This window comes from Psychroserpens damuponensis (assembly GCF_000826655.1).
Lineage (GTDB): Bacteria > Bacteroidota > Bacteroidia > Flavobacteriales > Flavobacteriaceae > Psychroserpens > Psychroserpens damuponensis.
In genome coordinates, this window is the sequence record NZ_JXJO01000021.1 from 25,349 (window position 1) to 39,833 (window position 14,485).

Below are 14,485 nucleotides of genomic sequence, written 5' to 3' on the forward strand. Positions count from 1 at the left end.
TATTTTCGTAAAAAATTGCAAACAATATTAAGTAAATTCTAATTGATATTATGTATTTCTGAATATCAGATTATTATTAGAAAACTCTTACTAGCGTTTAAACTGAAAAAAATCCCTATTAAAATGAAAAATTACTTCTTACTTCTGGCATTTCTCTTGTCAGTTACTACAACGTTTTCGCAAGATTATAAACAAATGATTTCTCAAGGTACTTACACAGTACAAGATATTCAAACTGCAGCCGAAATGCATTTCGCTCAAGTTGGTACAGAGCGAGGAAAAGGATATAAACCTTATAAACGATGGGAATACCAAGCGTTAAGAAATATGGATGAAAACGGAATGTTGCCATCACCAGAGTTTTATTTCAATGAGTTAGAAAACTATAATAGTTACCTAAATGCAAATGGAGCATCAGCAAGAACGACAGTTGGTACTTGGGAGCAATTAGGCCCAACATCATGGAATGCTACCAGTGGATGGAATCCTGGTGTTGGCCGTATCACTTCAGTTGCGGTTGAACCAGCAAACCCTAATCATATTATTGCAGGTGCAGATACAGGAGGAGTTTGGAGATCTATAGATGGTGGTTTAAACTGGACCGTATTAACAGATAATTTGTCAAATTTAAATGTGTCTGCTTTAGCTATTCACCCTACTGTAAATACAACTTATTTTTGGGGTTCAGGAAGTGGGATTATCTTTACGTCTTTAGATAGCGGTATCACTTGGAATGTTTTAGCAGATATTGGAGATGGTGCAGTAAATAAAATTCTTATAGATCCAACAAACACTAATAAAATGTATTGTTCTGCGCAAAGTGGCGGACTGTTTAAATCTACAAATGCAGGTGTTAATTGGTCTTCAATTCATTCTAGTGCTTCTACAGGTTATGATTTTGAATTTAAACCAGGTGATACAAATGTTGTTTTTGCGTCAGGATCTGTATTTTATACGTCTACAGATGGTGGTGCTACTTTTGCACCATCAAATGCGTTTTCTTTTGGCCCAAAAATGATTGGAGTATCTCCAAATGATCCAGATGTTGTTTATGTGTTAGAAGCTTCAGGTGGCGCTTTTGGAGGATTATATAAATCGGTTAACCTTGCGCCTTTTACTGCGTTAAATCACTCTGGTAAAAACTACTTTGGTTATAGTTCTGATCCAACAGATCCAGATGACGTAGGAGTAGGTCAAGCTCCGAGAGATATGGATATTGCTGTGAATCCAAATGATATTAATGATGTGCATATAGCTGGAGTTAATACTTGGAGATCTACAAATGGAGGTGTAACATTTACACCAACATCACAATGGACACCAGGTAGTGCTAATGGGCAAGGTATTGGCTATTGCCATGCCGATGTTGATATTTTAGAGTTTATTAATGATAAATTATATGTTGGTACAGACGGCGGATTATTTGTAGCAGAAAATCCTACAGTCGTTAATACGACTTATTATAAAGATTTAACGAACGGAATGGGAATACGTCAATTTTACAAAATTGGTATTAGTCAAACTAATCCGGTAATGGTGACAGGCGGCTCACAAGATAATGGAACATCTATTATGGATGTCAATGGTGATTGGACAGATTGGATAGGCGCTGATGGTATGGAAAGTTTTATTGATAAAAATAATCCAAATGTAATCTATGGTACATCACAAAATGGATCGCTTTACAGGTCTTTCAATGGAGGTGCCAGTATTGGTAGTATTCCTAGTCCTGAAAATAAATCTGGTAATTGGGTTACACCTTTTGAGCAGGATCCAATTTTAGCAAATACTATTTACTCAGGGTATGATGAAGTGTATAAATCAACAAATGGAGGTAATACTTGGGAGAGTGTATCTCAAAATTTTGGAGGAAATCTTAACCATTTAAAAATAGCACCTTCAAGTAGTAATTTTCAGTATGCAGCAAGAGGTTCAAATTTATATATGAATACGTTTGTTGGTACACTTCCAAATTGGTCGTCGTTAGGAGGTTTTTCTGGATCTATAAACTCTATTGCTATTCATCCAACAGATCCAAGTAGAGTAGCCATTGCAACTACAGGGAGCCAAAGAGTATACGTGTCAACAAACAGCGGGAACTCATGGACGTCATATAAATTAAATCTACCTAATTTTAGTGCTCAAGCATTAGCATGGCATGACAATGGCGAAAACGGATTGTACTTAGGTATGAATTACGGTATTTATTATATCGATGATACACTTACAGAGTGGCAACCATTTAGTAACGGCTTACCTAATGTTATCATTAGTGAGTTAGAAATCAATACAGCAGATAATAAAATTTATGCAGGTACTTATGGTCGCGGACTTTGGAGTTCAAATGTGTATGATGCAACATTAAGCGTAGATGAATTTGCCTTAGAGTCTTTTGAAATATATCCTAATCCGGCAAAAAATAATGTAACTATCAATTGGAATCAAAGTGATTTAGTTTCTGTGAGAATCTTTGATGCTCTCGGTAAATTGATGTTCTATTCTAAAAATATTAATATTTCTCAACCTACAACTATTGATGTGTCATCATATGCAACAGGTCTTTATTTTGTGAAAATTAATAATCTTCAAGGATCTGTTACTAAAAAATTATTGATCAAATAAAACTTAATTTTTAAATAAGTGAAAAACCATCATTAGTTTTATAATGATGGTTTTTTTATATAAACGCATTTAAAATTGTTTTACATATTGTAAATTCGCAAGTATGGAATTTTCTTCTAAATTACTAGAAAACGCAGTCAATGAAATGTCGCATTTACCAGGTATTGGTAAACGTACAGCCTTACGATTAGTGCTACATATGCTTAGGCAGCCAAAAGAGCAAACCCTTGATTTTACAAAAGCTCTAAATGCCATGCGTACCGAGATAAAATTTTGTAAAAGCTGTCATAATATTAGTGATACTGATGTTTGCGAAATTTGCGCCAACCCAAACCGCATTGAAAATGTAGTATGTGTTGTTGAAGATATAAGAGATGTTATGGCTATTGAAAACACAAGTTCCTTTAAAGGCTTATACCATGTTTTAGGCGGAAAAATATCACCAATGGATGGTATAGGTCCTAATGAATTAAACATAAATACATTGGTAGAAAAAGTTAAGCAAGGCTCAATTACCGAACTTATTTTTGCACTTGGATCTACCATGGAAGGTGATACAACCAATTTCTATATTTATAAACAAATTCAAGATTACGATATTAAAACATCTACTATTGCTAGAGGTATTTCTGTCGGAAATGAGCTAGAATACACAGATGAGGTGACCTTAGGTAGAAGTATCATTAATAGAATTCCGTTTGAAACATCTCTAAAATCATAACCAACTATTGAAATTATCTGTAATCATACTCAACTACAATGTGCGCCACTTTTTGGAGCTCTGTATTAAAAGTGTTGAAGCAGCCTTAACATCTATAGATGCTGAAATCATCGTTGTAGACAATCTGTCTAAAGATGATAGTTGTGAGATGGTAAAACGCCAATTTCCGAAGGTGAAATTAATTGAGAACTCTAAAAATTACGGCTTTTCAAAAGGAAACAACATTGCAGTAAAAGAAGCAAAAGGTGATTATTTATGTATTCTAAATCCAGATACGGTTGTTGCAGAAGACACATTTGAGTTGCTCCTTAAAATTTCCGAAGCAAACAAAAATCCAGGTATTATAGGCTGTAGATTAATAGACGGTAAAGGTCAGTTTTTACCCGAAAGTAAACGAAAAATCCCAACACCAAGTGTGGCTATTAAAAAAATTATCGGGCTAACAAGTTCGTATTACGCAAACGACATTAATGAAACTTCTACAGGTTTAGCTCCAGTTTTTGTAGGTGCATTTATGCTGCTTAAAACATCGGTTTATAAGCAAGTTAAAGGTTTTGATGAAGACTATTTTATGTATGGAGAAGATATAGATTTGTCTTATAAAGTGAGGCAAGCCGGTTACAATAATATGTATGTTGGTGCAACAACAGCGATACATTATAAAGGTGAAAGTACGTTAAAAGATAAAACCTATGCCAAACGATTTTATGGAGCCATGCAAATTTTTTACAATAAACATTTTAAATCTAATATAGTGTTTGATGCCATGGTTTGGTTAGGAATTAGATGTGCGCCTTTATTTCAAAAATCGATACCTAATACGTCTTCTTCAAATCGAAAATTAGTATTGATTTCTTCGGAAATGAACACACACCTAGAAAACGCTATAAATCAACCATTAGTCTTGCAATCAAACATAGCGCAATACGATGATGATACAGAGTATATTTTAGATAATAATCACCTCAGTTTTAAGTCAATCATAGAAATCATATCTAAAACACCTAAAAATTCTAGTGCTACCTTTAAGATTCTACCAAAAAACTCTAACTTTATCATCGGAAGTAATAGCTCCAAAAGTAGAGGATCAATTATAAATTTTGATGATAATTAATTGAAATAATCGCAACGAATGTGTTGTTTTTTAATTAATTTTGCAATCAAGTAACAAAATACATACCCTAGATTACAGATATGGCAAAGTTTGAACTAAAGCTTCCTAAAATGGGAGAGAGTGTTGCAGAAGCAACAATAACATCTTGGTTGAAAAATGTTGGTGATACTATCGAAGCAGATGAAGCAGTTTTTGAAATTGCTACCGATAAAGTAGATAGTGAAGTACCAAGTGAAGTAGATGGTGTTTTAATAGAAAAACTGTTTGAGGTTGATGATCTCGTTCAAGTAGGTCAAACTATTGCTGTTATAGAAACCGAAGGCGAAGCTACAGCTTCAACAGAGGCGCCAAAAGCAGAGCCTGCACAAGAAGAGGTAGCGCCTGTTGAGGTTGCTGAGGTGGCTAAAACTGTGGTTGCAGCTAAAGAGACTACTGCGCCTGTGGTTAGCTCTGGTGATCGTTTCTACTCACCATTAGTAAGAAATATCGCAAAGCAAGAAGGGATTTCTCAAGCTGAGTTAGATGGTATTTCAGGTTCAGGAAAAGATGGTCGTGTAACTAAAAATGACATACTTGCATTTATTGATAATCGTGGGTCTCAACCAACTCCAGCAAAAGACGTCGCTAAAGAGACTCCAAAGTCTCAGCCAGCATCAACTAAAACTGTAGAGAAAAAACAAGCAGCTGCACCTGTAGTAGCATCTGGAGAAGATGAGCTCATAGAAATGTCTAGAATGGGCAAATTAATTGCACATCATATGGTCGAGTCTGTGCAAACTGCTGCTCACGTACAAAGTTTTATTGAAGCTGATGTCACAAAAATATGGAATTGGAGAAAAAAGGTTAAAGACGATTTCTTTAAGCGAGAAGGTGAAAATTTAACCTTCACACCAATTTTCATGGAAGCCGTTGCAAAAGCATTACGTGATTTTCCAATGATGAATATTTCATTACAAGGTGATACCGTAATTAAGAAAAAACATATCAATTTAGGTATGGCAGCAGCTTTAGGCGATGGTAATTTAATTGTACCAGTCATTAAAGATGCAGATCAATTAAACTTAGTTGGGATGACCAAAAAAGTAAATGATTTGGCAACTCGTGCAAGAAATAATAAATTAAAACCAGATGATATTGCTGGAGGAACCTATACAGTTACTAATGTAGGTACCTTTGGGAGTATTATGGGGACACCAATTATTAATCAACCACAAGTAGGGATTCTAGCCCTAGGTGCTATTAGAAAAGTACCTGCAGTTGTAGAAACTCCTGATGGTGATTTTATAGGTATTAGATATAGAATGTTTTTATCACATTCTTATGATCATCGTGTTGTTAATGGCGCACTTGGTGGTCAATTTGTAAAAGCAGTAAAAGATTATCTAGAAGCTTGGGATTCTAATAGAGAAATCTAACAAATTTCTTTAAAAAGAAAGGGGTCTCATCATCATATAAAAAGCAAAAGCACAGTGTTAAGACTGTGCTTTTTTATGTTTATCATTTTTGCTTCGGAAATGGAACTACTCAAAATGTGTTTTTAAAATATCAATAAATTCTTGTCGCGTTTTAATGCTAGTGTAAATAGAACCCTCGATTTTTAAAACAGGGAATTTAAGAGCTTCAATTGATTTTGAACCGCCAACTTCATATGTTAAAAGGTCTAAGACTTCAGGATGAGTTATTACATCATAACTTTTATAATTAAAAGCATTTTCCTCAAGAATAACGAGCCCTTCATTACATAAATTACAATCCGTATGAGTATAGATAGTTACATTTTTATTTAATTTGGCATCACTAATACTAGTGTCAAACTCCTTACTCTTTCTTATCGCTAAATTAGTTGTCACTTCATTAACAATAAAGGAAGCATCATAAATACCTTCTTTACCATCTAATAAAATAAGCGTTTTGAGAAGTAATTTTGTATGACCAGGTATTTCTTTTAATACTGGACGTTTACTTGTTCTTCTAAAATCTGTTGTAGTGACTCTTAAAAACACCATATAAGGAATAGAATCTGTGTTCTCTGCAAAAAGTTGGAGACGTTTACCCGTTTTTTTCTCTACTAATTTCACATGCTTATTACTACTCATTTGTGAAAATGAAGCAAGAGGAAGCATGAAACAAAAAATAGACACTATAATAAAACGCATAATCTCAATTAATTCTAGGCTAAAATTAATAAAATTTAAAGGTATATTTGTAAAAATATCAATATAAACGCATGCAACTCAACCTCACAAAACCTATCTGTTTTTTTGATTTAGAAACAACAGGTATAAATATCACTAACGACAGAATTGTAGAAATTTCTATATTAAAAGTTTTTCCAGACGGAAAAGAAGAAACCTATACAAAACGTGTGAACCCAACAATTCCAATTCCTCCAGAGGTGACTTTGGTTCATGGAATTTCAGACGCTGATATTGCAGATGCACCAACATTTAAAGACATTTCTAAAGAAGTGTATCAATTAATCAAAGATTGTGATTTAGGCGGTTTTAATTCTAACCGATTTGATATCCCTGTGTTAGCCGAAGAAATGTTACGCGCAGATATAGATTTTGATATGAAAACTACAAAATCTATTGATGTGCAAACGATTTTTCATAAAATGGAACAACGCACATTAAGTGCAGCCTATAAATTTTATTGTGATAAAGATTTGGATAATGCACACAGTGCAGAAGCCGATACTTTGGCAACATATGAAGTTTTAAAAGCACAATTAGATACATATGATGACCTAGAAAATGATGCTAAATTTTTGGCAGAGTTTAGTTCTCGTAAAAAATTCGCAGACTTTGCTGGTTTTATCATCTATAATAAAGAAGGTGTTGAGTGTTTTTCCTTCGGAAAGCATAAAGGTAAACTCGTTACAGAAGTTTTAGATAAAGAGCCAGGATATTTTGGATGGCTACTTAATGCCGATTTTCCGCTATACACAAAAAAGGTGCTTACTGCTATTAAGTTAAGAGCTTTTAATAATAAGTTAAGCTAATAGCTAAAAGCCAACATCTAAAAGCTAACAAATGAAACTAATTTGCATAGGTCGAAACTATACGGATCATATTAAAGAACTAGAAAACGATAAACCAACCGATCCAGTTGTATTTTTAAAACCAGATACCTCTATATTACTAAAGAAACAACCGTTCTTTATTCCTGATTTTTCTGATGATGTGCATCATGAAGTTGAAATACTTGTAAAAATTAATAAAGTAGGAAAGCACATTGCAAAAAAATTTGCACACAAGTATTATGATCAACTAGGGCTAGGAATCGATTTTACAGCGCGCGACTTGCAAGCTCAACTCAAAGCAAAAGGATTACCTTGGGAAAAAGCTAAAGCATTTGATGGAGCAGCGGTTATAGGTGAGTGGCTTAGTAAGACAAACTTTGAGGATGTCAATAACATTAATTTTAGTTTAAAGAAAAATGAGGAGCTTGTGCAATCAGGAAATACAAGTCTAATGCTTTGGAAAATAGATGAAATTATAGAATATGTCTCAAAATATTTCACTTTAAAGATTGGAGACATTATCTTTACGGGTACACCTGCAGGAGTTGGCAAAGTTATTACCAATGATAAATTAAAAGGATTTATAGAAGATAAGCAATTATTTTCAATTACAGTTAAATAATGGAACAACATTACAAATTAAATAGAGTTAAAGAATTGGCAGATAATGATATGGATTTTATAAAAGCGTTAGCCGAAGCGTTTTTAGAAGAGGTTCCAGAAGATGCAGAAAGACTCAAAAATGCCGTAGCAGCAACCGATTATCGCGAAGCTTACCAAGCAGCTCATAAAATGAAACCAACCATAGATCTCTTTGAACTAGGGGTTTTAAAAGATCTTATTGTAGTGCAAGATTGGGGGAAATTTGAAAAAGTAGGAGAAGATTGTACAAAAGAGCTACAATTAGTACTTACAGCTGTAGATAATGCAACGTCAGAATTAAAAGAAGACTTCAACCTATAATGCAAGCAGAAATTATTACCATTGGTGATGAGATTCTCATTGGTCAAATTGTCGATACAAATTCAGCATTTATTGCTAAACAACTCAATAAAATTGGTGTTTCGATATATCAAATAACATCCGTTCAAGATGATCGAACCCATATTTTAAAAGCTTTTGCAGAAGCCGAAGCTAATGCAGATATCGTTATTGTTACAGGTGGCTTAGGGCCAACAAAAGACGATATTACCAAAACTACAATCACAAATTATTTTAACGATACGTTAAAGGAAGATATTTCCGTTAGAAAAAATATAGAACATCTATGGGAAGTCTTCATCAAAAAACCTATAACCCAAGTTAATCTAGATCAAGCCTTAGTGCCATCAAAAGCAACAGTGCTTATGAATAAATTTGGTAGTGCTCCAGGTATGTGGTTAGAAAAAAATAATACCATTTTTATTTCATTACCAGGTGTGCCTTACGAAATGAAAGCGCTCATTGATGACGAAGTCATACCAAAATTACGATCGCGTTTTAAGTTTCCGTATATACAGCATAAAACGTTTTTAACCTACGGTTTAGGCGAAAGTAGTGTTGCAGAACGCATAGAGACATTTGAAAACGAATTACCAAAATTTATCAAATTAGCATACTTGCCAAGTTTGGGTCGTGTACGATTACGTTTATCTGCCAAAGGTGATGATAAAACTAGTATAACTTCGGAAATGGAAAAGCAAACCCAATTACTGCTACCTCAAATAGCAGATATTTTTGTGGGCTTTGAAGACGACTTATCTATTGAAGCGGTTATAGGGAAACAACTTACATCACTTCAAAAAACCATAGCAACCGCAGAAAGTTGTACAGGAGGATTACTCGCAGAGCGTATGACAACTAATCCAGGTGCATCCAAATACTTTAAAGGAAGTATTGTGAGTTATACCAAAGAAGCAAAGGTGAATGTGCTTAAAGTTTCCGAAGAAATTATAGATACCTATTCTGTTGTTAGTGGGAATGTTGCAGAAGCCATGGCGAAAAATGTGTTACAACTATTTAATACAGATTATGCCATTGCAACCACAGGTAATGCAGGACCTACAAAAGATGACACGGCTGAAGATTTAGGGATAGTATATATTGCAATCGCAACAAAAACAGAAGTTTATTCTGAAAAATTTAGCTTTGGAAACCATCGTGTTAAAGTCATCAATAAAGCAGCAAATAAAGCCTTTGAATTGTTACAAAAAGAAATTTTAAAAAAGTAACACTTTTAGTTTGCCTGTATTACAAAGTTTTATTAAATTTGCACCCTGTTTAAAAATATCTAAGAGAGGTATTTAAAAATAGACACAGTATAACATCATATAAAGTTAGAAAGAAATGTCAAGAGTTTGTGAACTTACTGGAAAGAAAGCGATGGTTGGAAACAACGTATCTCACGCAATGAATAAAACAAAGCGTAAATTCAACGCTAATTTATTAAAGAAGCGTTTTTATATTCCTGAAGAAGATAAGTGGGTTACTTTAAAAGTAGCGGCTTCAACGTTAAAAACAATCAACAAGATTGGTATTTCTGCTGCATTAAAAGAAGCGAAATCTAAAGGATTTATAAAATAATAGCATCACGCGTTAAATACACGTACAATGGCAAAAAAAGGAAATAGAATACAGGTTATATTAGAATGTACAGAGCATAAAGAGTCTGGGCAACCAGGAACATCTCGTTACATTACTACAAAAAACAAGAAGAATACGCCAGAGAGAATGGAAATTAAGAAATTTAATTCTGTTTTAAAGCGTATGACAGTTCACAAAGAGATTAAATAATAATTTAAGATTTTCGAAAGAAATATTAAAACAATACCCATAAAGTCATGGCAAAGAAATCAGTAGCATCATTACAAACAGGATCTAAGAGACTTACAAAAGCAATCAAAATGGTAAAATCACCAAAAACTGGAGCTTATATGTTTGTGGAGTCAGTGATGGCACCAGAGTTTGTTAATGATTTTTTAAACAAAAAATAAATTAAACATTTAGTGTTTAATGATGAACTGCTTTCATATTTGAAAGCAGTTTTTTTATGTCTATATTTGAGCTTTAAGTGACAAAATAGCAGGAAAAATTTTCGGCTCGACATTTGACAACTACTTGTAAATATGAATAACGTATGAGTTTTTTTAAAAAAATATTTTCTTCGGAAAAAAAAGAAACCTTAGACAAAGGTTTAGAGAAATCGAAAACTTCATTTTTCTCTAAGTTAAATAAAGCAGTAGCAGGAAAATCTAAAGTTGATGATGATGTTTTAGATAATCTAGAAGAAGTTCTAGTCTCTAGTGATGTTGGAGTAGATACAACTCTTAAAGTTATCACTCGTATTGAAGAGCGTGTTTCTAAAGATAAGTATCTTGGTACTTCAGAATTAAACCAAATTTTACGCGAAGAAATAGCTGGCTTGTTATCTGAAACTAATTCGGGTGAAGATACAGATTATGTTATACCTGAGTTACCTAAACAAGCCGATGGTTCTAAAACACCTTATGTGTTAATGGTTGTAGGTGTTAATGGTGTTGGTAAAACTACAACTATTGGTAAACTGGCTTATCAATTTAAAAAGAAAGGACTCAAAGTTGTACTTGGTGCTGCAGATACATTTAGAGCAGCTGCCATTGATCAACTTCAAGTTTGGGCAGATCGTGTTGATGTACCTATGATTAGGCAAGAAATGGGAAGTGATCCGGCAAGTGTCGCTTTTGATGCCTTACAATCTGGAGTAAACCAAGATGCCGATGTTATTATTATTGATACAGCAGGACGTTTACATAATAAAATCAACCTCATGAATGAGCTGACAAAAGTGAAACGTGTCATGCAAAAAGTAGTGGCCGATGCACCTCATGACGTATTGCTAGTTTTAGATGGTTCTACGGGTCAAAATGCTTTTGAACAAGCCAAACAGTTTACAGCCGCAACCGAAGTTACAACACTCGCAGTTACTAAACTTGATGGTACTGCCAAAGGTGGTGTTGTAATTGGTATAAGTGATCAATTTAAAATACCAGTAAAATATATTGGTGTTGGTGAAGGTATTGAAGATTTACAAGTATTTAATAAACATGAATTTGTAGATAGTTTTTTTAAATAGCATTGTTGATATTGAAAACTGAAAAGATTATTAGAATTTTATTAATCCTTTCATTAGGGATGTCAACCGTTCAGTTTTTAAATTATGTGGTTCAAATTGGAACTTCAATCTTTAACTCATTTGAAAATCCTTTAATTCCTAAGGGTATTTGGAAAATTGTAACTTTTCCGCTTACCTTTATGTCGATATTGTATGTCATAATTGCTGCGTTTATTTATGCTGCTTTCAAAAAAAAACATCTTAATCTAATAGCTGCAATAGTGCTTTTTATAGCTACAATTGTATTCACAATATGTTCTGCAGATATTTACAGTTTTATAAATAGTTTTAATCCTTATGAGGTAGGATAATTTAATTGATGACAGCATTAATTTTCTCCCATAATTCATCATCAAAATTCGACAACGCAAAATTAGAATTGTCTGCAGCTTCTCCCATTCTTATAATCACTAAATTCTCACTTGGTACGATGTACATTTTTTGATCATTTTTACCCAAAGCACAATACATGTCGTTAGGCGCATTAGGAATTAGTTTTCCAGAAAATTCTAATTGACTTTGTGGTAAATGGTAACTCGATTTTCCATTTAACCACCATAAATAACCATAAGATTGATTTATAGACTGTGATGTATTTGTAGCTTCATTCATAAAACTTTGAGATACAATTTGAGTGTCTTCCCACGTACCATTTGCAAGGTTTAATAATCCAAAACGAGCCATGCTTCGTGTTGTACTCCAATACACATTTAAGTTCCCAATGGGTACCCAAGCACCAGACATCCCAATTCTATTTTTTAAATTCGAATCAAAATAGGTATTCCAAGTTTGATTACTTGCACTAGATATCACATCTTGCAATTTTAAAAACACACCATGATAAGCCCAGCGCTCACCTGCATCTGTAATATAGTGTAGGTTTTCTGCCGAAATATCTTCACCTAAAGTATCGTCTAATCCAGATGACATTGATAGTAAGTGTTTATTTGTGATGAGGTTTTCTTTTTCTAATGGAAGACTCGTCCAACCTGTACCAATATCATCAGAAACTTTAACGTTAATATCTAAAATACCTTGGTCTTGAGCAATACCAACAGCCGCTGTTGTTAATGTTTTTCCAGCACTTGCCCAATACCATGATGAAGATGCAGTATGACCATTCATATAGTGCTCGACTACAATTTTTCCGTTATGGAGCATGATAAAACCTTTGGAGTTCTTAACTTCAAGATAGTCTAAGAGTGGTTGTAATTTGGTGGCATTCCATCCGGTTTCAGACAGAGATTTGGTGTCCCACGTTTCCGAAGTTAAAGGCGGAAAATATATAGACTCTTGGCTTAAGTCTGGTTCCGTATCGTCTGAAGAACAATTAAAAAGTAAAAGCAAACTAAAAATAAATAGTGCTAAACGTGTAGGCTTCATGGTATTCAATTTATAATTAGACCGTTAAAGATAAAAAAGGTTTAACGTTTTATCACAAATCATTGTGTATCTTTGCATGCTCAAATTATAACAATACCGTTATGTATTTGAAATGGGATATTAATTAAATGAGATTTCCGTTGTTGCGGGAAATACTATGAGAACAAAATCACTTAAAAAAAACAGAATCAACGTTGTAACACTAGGATGTAGCAAGAATGTATATGACAGTGAAGTGTTGATGGGACAATTAAAAGCCAGCGGAAAAGACGTTGTACATGAAGAAGAAGGAAATGTTGTAGTGATTAATACCTGTGGTTTTATAAATAATGCAAAGGAAGAAAGTGTCAATACGATTCTTGATTTTATGCAAAAAAAGGAAGCAGGACAAGTAGATAAAGTGTTTGTAACAGGTTGCTTAAGTGAGCGTTATAAGCCAGATTTGCAAAAAGAAATTCCTGATGTAGATCAATATTTTGGCACCACAGAGTTGCCGCAATTATTAAAAGCATTAGGCGCAGATTATAAACACGAACTTATTGGAGAACGCTTAACAACAACTCCAAAAAATTATGCTTATTTAAAAATTGCTGAAGGTTGTGATAGGCCTTGTAGTTTTTGTGCAATCCCAATTATGCGAGGAAAACACAAAAGTACTCCCATTGAAAATTTAGTGACCGAAGCTGAAAAATTAGCCGCTAATGGTGTTAAAGAATTAATATTAATTGCTCAAGATTTAACCTATTACGGCTTAGATTTATACAAAAAACGTAATCTTGCCGAATTATTAGAGCATCTCGTAAAAGTAGAGGGTATAGAATGGATTAGATTGCATTATGCATTTCCAACGGGTTTCCCAATGGATGTGTTAGACCTCATGAAAAAAGAGCCTAAAATTTGTAATTACTTAGATATCCCATTACAACATATAAGCGATTCTATTTTAAAAAGTATGCGTCGTGGTACAACCCAAGCAAAAACCACAAAACTCCTGAAAGACTTTAGAGAAAAAGTGCCTGAAATGACCATACGAACAACCTTAATTGTTGGTTATCCTGGAGAAACCGAAGAAGATTTTCAAACCCTTAAGCAATGGGTAAAAGACATGCGTTTTGAGCGTATGGGTTGCTTTACTTATTCTCATGAAGAAAACACACATGCATTTAATTTAGAAGATGATGTGCCAGAAGAGGTGAAAATGGATCGTGCTAACCAAATTATGGAAATTCAATCTCAAATTTCATGGGAATTGAATCAGCAAAAAATCGGTCAAGAATTTAAGGTCGTTATAGATCGTAAAGAAGGTAACTATTTTATTGGTCGTACAGAATTTGATTCGCCAGACGTAGATAATGAAGTGTTAATTGATGCCTCTACAACGTATTTAAAAACGGGTGAGTTTGCTACAATTAAAGTCATCGAAGCCGAAGATTTTGATCTTTATGGTGAGGTAATTGTTCCTGAAGCATAGTAGACAATACTTTAGCATCA

The 14,485-nt window shown here is 33.8% G+C and carries 16 protein-coding genes; 14 read left to right on the top strand and 2 right to left on the bottom strand.

Annotated elements, in window-relative coordinates; translation table 11 throughout:
- The first annotated feature begins 123 nt into the window (after positions 1–123).
- The 4 genes from TD29_RS12565 (at position 124) to TD29_RS12580 (ending at position 5,872) form a co-directional block, all read left to right on the top strand.
- Positions 124–2,622, top strand: a complete 2,499-nt coding sequence (locus tag TD29_RS12565; protein WP_084203474.1) for a T9SS type A sorting domain-containing protein — start codon at positions 124–126, stop codon at positions 2,620–2,622.
- Positions 2,623–2,725: 103 nt separating this feature from the next.
- Complete coding sequence (recR, locus tag TD29_RS12570; RefSeq protein ID WP_040281096.1) at positions 2,726–3,343, top strand: recombination mediator RecR; 618 nt, start codon at positions 2,726–2,728, stop codon at positions 3,341–3,343.
- A 7-nt stretch (positions 3,344–3,350) separates the two neighbouring features.
- A complete protein-coding gene (locus tag TD29_RS12575) occupies positions 3,351–4,457 on the top strand; it encodes a glycosyltransferase family 2 protein (protein WP_040281097.1) in 1,107 nt (368 codons plus the stop codon).
- An 80-nt stretch (positions 4,458–4,537) separates the two neighbouring features.
- Positions 4,538–5,872 carry a dihydrolipoamide acetyltransferase family protein gene (locus tag TD29_RS12580; RefSeq protein ID WP_040281098.1) on the top strand — a complete coding sequence of 445 codons (1,335 nt, stop codon included), beginning with the start codon at positions 4,538–4,540 and terminating at the stop codon, positions 5,870–5,872.
- 105 nt (positions 5,873–5,977) lie between these two features.
- Here the strand turns inward: TD29_RS12580 and TD29_RS12585 are convergent, their stop codons facing one another.
- On the bottom strand, positions 5,978–6,553 hold the full coding sequence (locus TD29_RS12585; protein WP_152611514.1) for a thioredoxin domain-containing protein: 576 nt from the start codon (positions 6,551–6,553) through the stop codon (positions 5,978–5,980).
- Between the two features lie 131 nt (positions 6,554–6,684).
- Here TD29_RS12585 and TD29_RS12590 point away from each other — a divergent pair, with 131 nt between their 5' ends.
- The 9 genes from TD29_RS12590 (at position 6,685) to TD29_RS12625 (ending at position 11,922) form a co-directional block, all read left to right on the top strand.
- Positions 6,685–7,461: a 3'-5' exonuclease gene (locus TD29_RS12590; protein WP_040281100.1), complete on the top strand. Its 777-nt coding sequence runs from the start codon at positions 6,685–6,687 to the stop codon at positions 7,459–7,461.
- A 31-nt stretch (positions 7,462–7,492) separates the two neighbouring features.
- The gene (locus TD29_RS12595) at positions 7,493–8,104 is read left to right on the top strand and encodes a fumarylacetoacetate hydrolase family protein (RefSeq protein WP_040281101.1); all 612 of its coding nucleotides are present in this window, start codon (positions 7,493–7,495) and stop codon (positions 8,102–8,104) included.
- Positions 8,104–8,445, top strand: a complete 342-nt coding sequence (locus TD29_RS12600; protein WP_040281102.1) for an Hpt domain-containing protein — start codon at positions 8,104–8,106, stop codon at positions 8,443–8,445. The genes TD29_RS12595 and TD29_RS12600 overlap by 1 nt, the downstream gene beginning before the upstream one ends.
- On the top strand, positions 8,445–9,692 hold the full coding sequence (locus tag TD29_RS12605; RefSeq protein ID WP_040281103.1) for a competence/damage-inducible protein A: 1,248 nt from the start codon (positions 8,445–8,447) through the stop codon (positions 9,690–9,692). Before TD29_RS12600 ends, TD29_RS12605 begins: the two co-directional genes overlap by 1 nt.
- A 115-nt stretch (positions 9,693–9,807) precedes the next feature.
- Positions 9,808–10,044 (top strand): 50S ribosomal protein L28, encoded by a 237-nt coding sequence (gene rpmB, locus TD29_RS12610; protein WP_040281104.1) that lies wholly within the window; start codon positions 9,808–9,810, stop codon positions 10,042–10,044.
- 27 nt (positions 10,045–10,071) lie between these two features.
- Complete coding sequence (gene rpmG / locus TD29_RS12615) at positions 10,072–10,254, top strand: 50S ribosomal protein L33 (RefSeq protein WP_040281105.1); 183 nt, start codon at positions 10,072–10,074, stop codon at positions 10,252–10,254.
- Positions 10,255–10,301: 47 nt separating this feature from the next.
- Positions 10,302–10,454 carry a DUF4295 domain-containing protein gene (locus tag TD29_RS18255; RefSeq protein ID WP_008271041.1) on the top strand — a complete coding sequence of 51 codons (153 nt, stop codon included), beginning with the start codon at positions 10,302–10,304 and terminating at the stop codon, positions 10,452–10,454.
- Positions 10,455–10,597: 143 nt separating this feature from the next.
- Complete coding sequence (gene ftsY, locus TD29_RS12620) at positions 10,598–11,572, top strand: signal recognition particle-docking protein FtsY (protein ID WP_040281106.1); 975 nt, start codon at positions 10,598–10,600, stop codon at positions 11,570–11,572.
- Between the two features lie 11 nt (positions 11,573–11,583).
- The gene (locus tag TD29_RS12625) at positions 11,584–11,922 is read left to right on the top strand and encodes a hypothetical protein (RefSeq protein ID WP_152611515.1); all 339 of its coding nucleotides are present in this window, start codon (positions 11,584–11,586) and stop codon (positions 11,920–11,922) included.
- Between the two features lies 1 nt (position 11,923).
- Here the strand turns inward: TD29_RS12625 and TD29_RS12630 are convergent, their stop codons facing one another.
- On the bottom strand, positions 11,924–12,994 hold the full coding sequence (locus TD29_RS12630) for a serine hydrolase domain-containing protein (RefSeq protein ID WP_040281108.1): 1,071 nt from the start codon (positions 12,992–12,994) through the stop codon (positions 11,924–11,926).
- A 157-nt stretch (positions 12,995–13,151) separates the two neighbouring features.
- On the opposite strand from TD29_RS12630, the gene rimO reads away from it, so the two are divergent.
- Complete coding sequence (gene rimO, locus TD29_RS12635) at positions 13,152–14,465, top strand: 30S ribosomal protein S12 methylthiotransferase RimO (RefSeq protein ID WP_040281109.1); 1,314 nt, start codon at positions 13,152–13,154, stop codon at positions 14,463–14,465.
- The last annotated feature ends 20 nt before the right edge of the window (positions 14,466–14,485 follow it).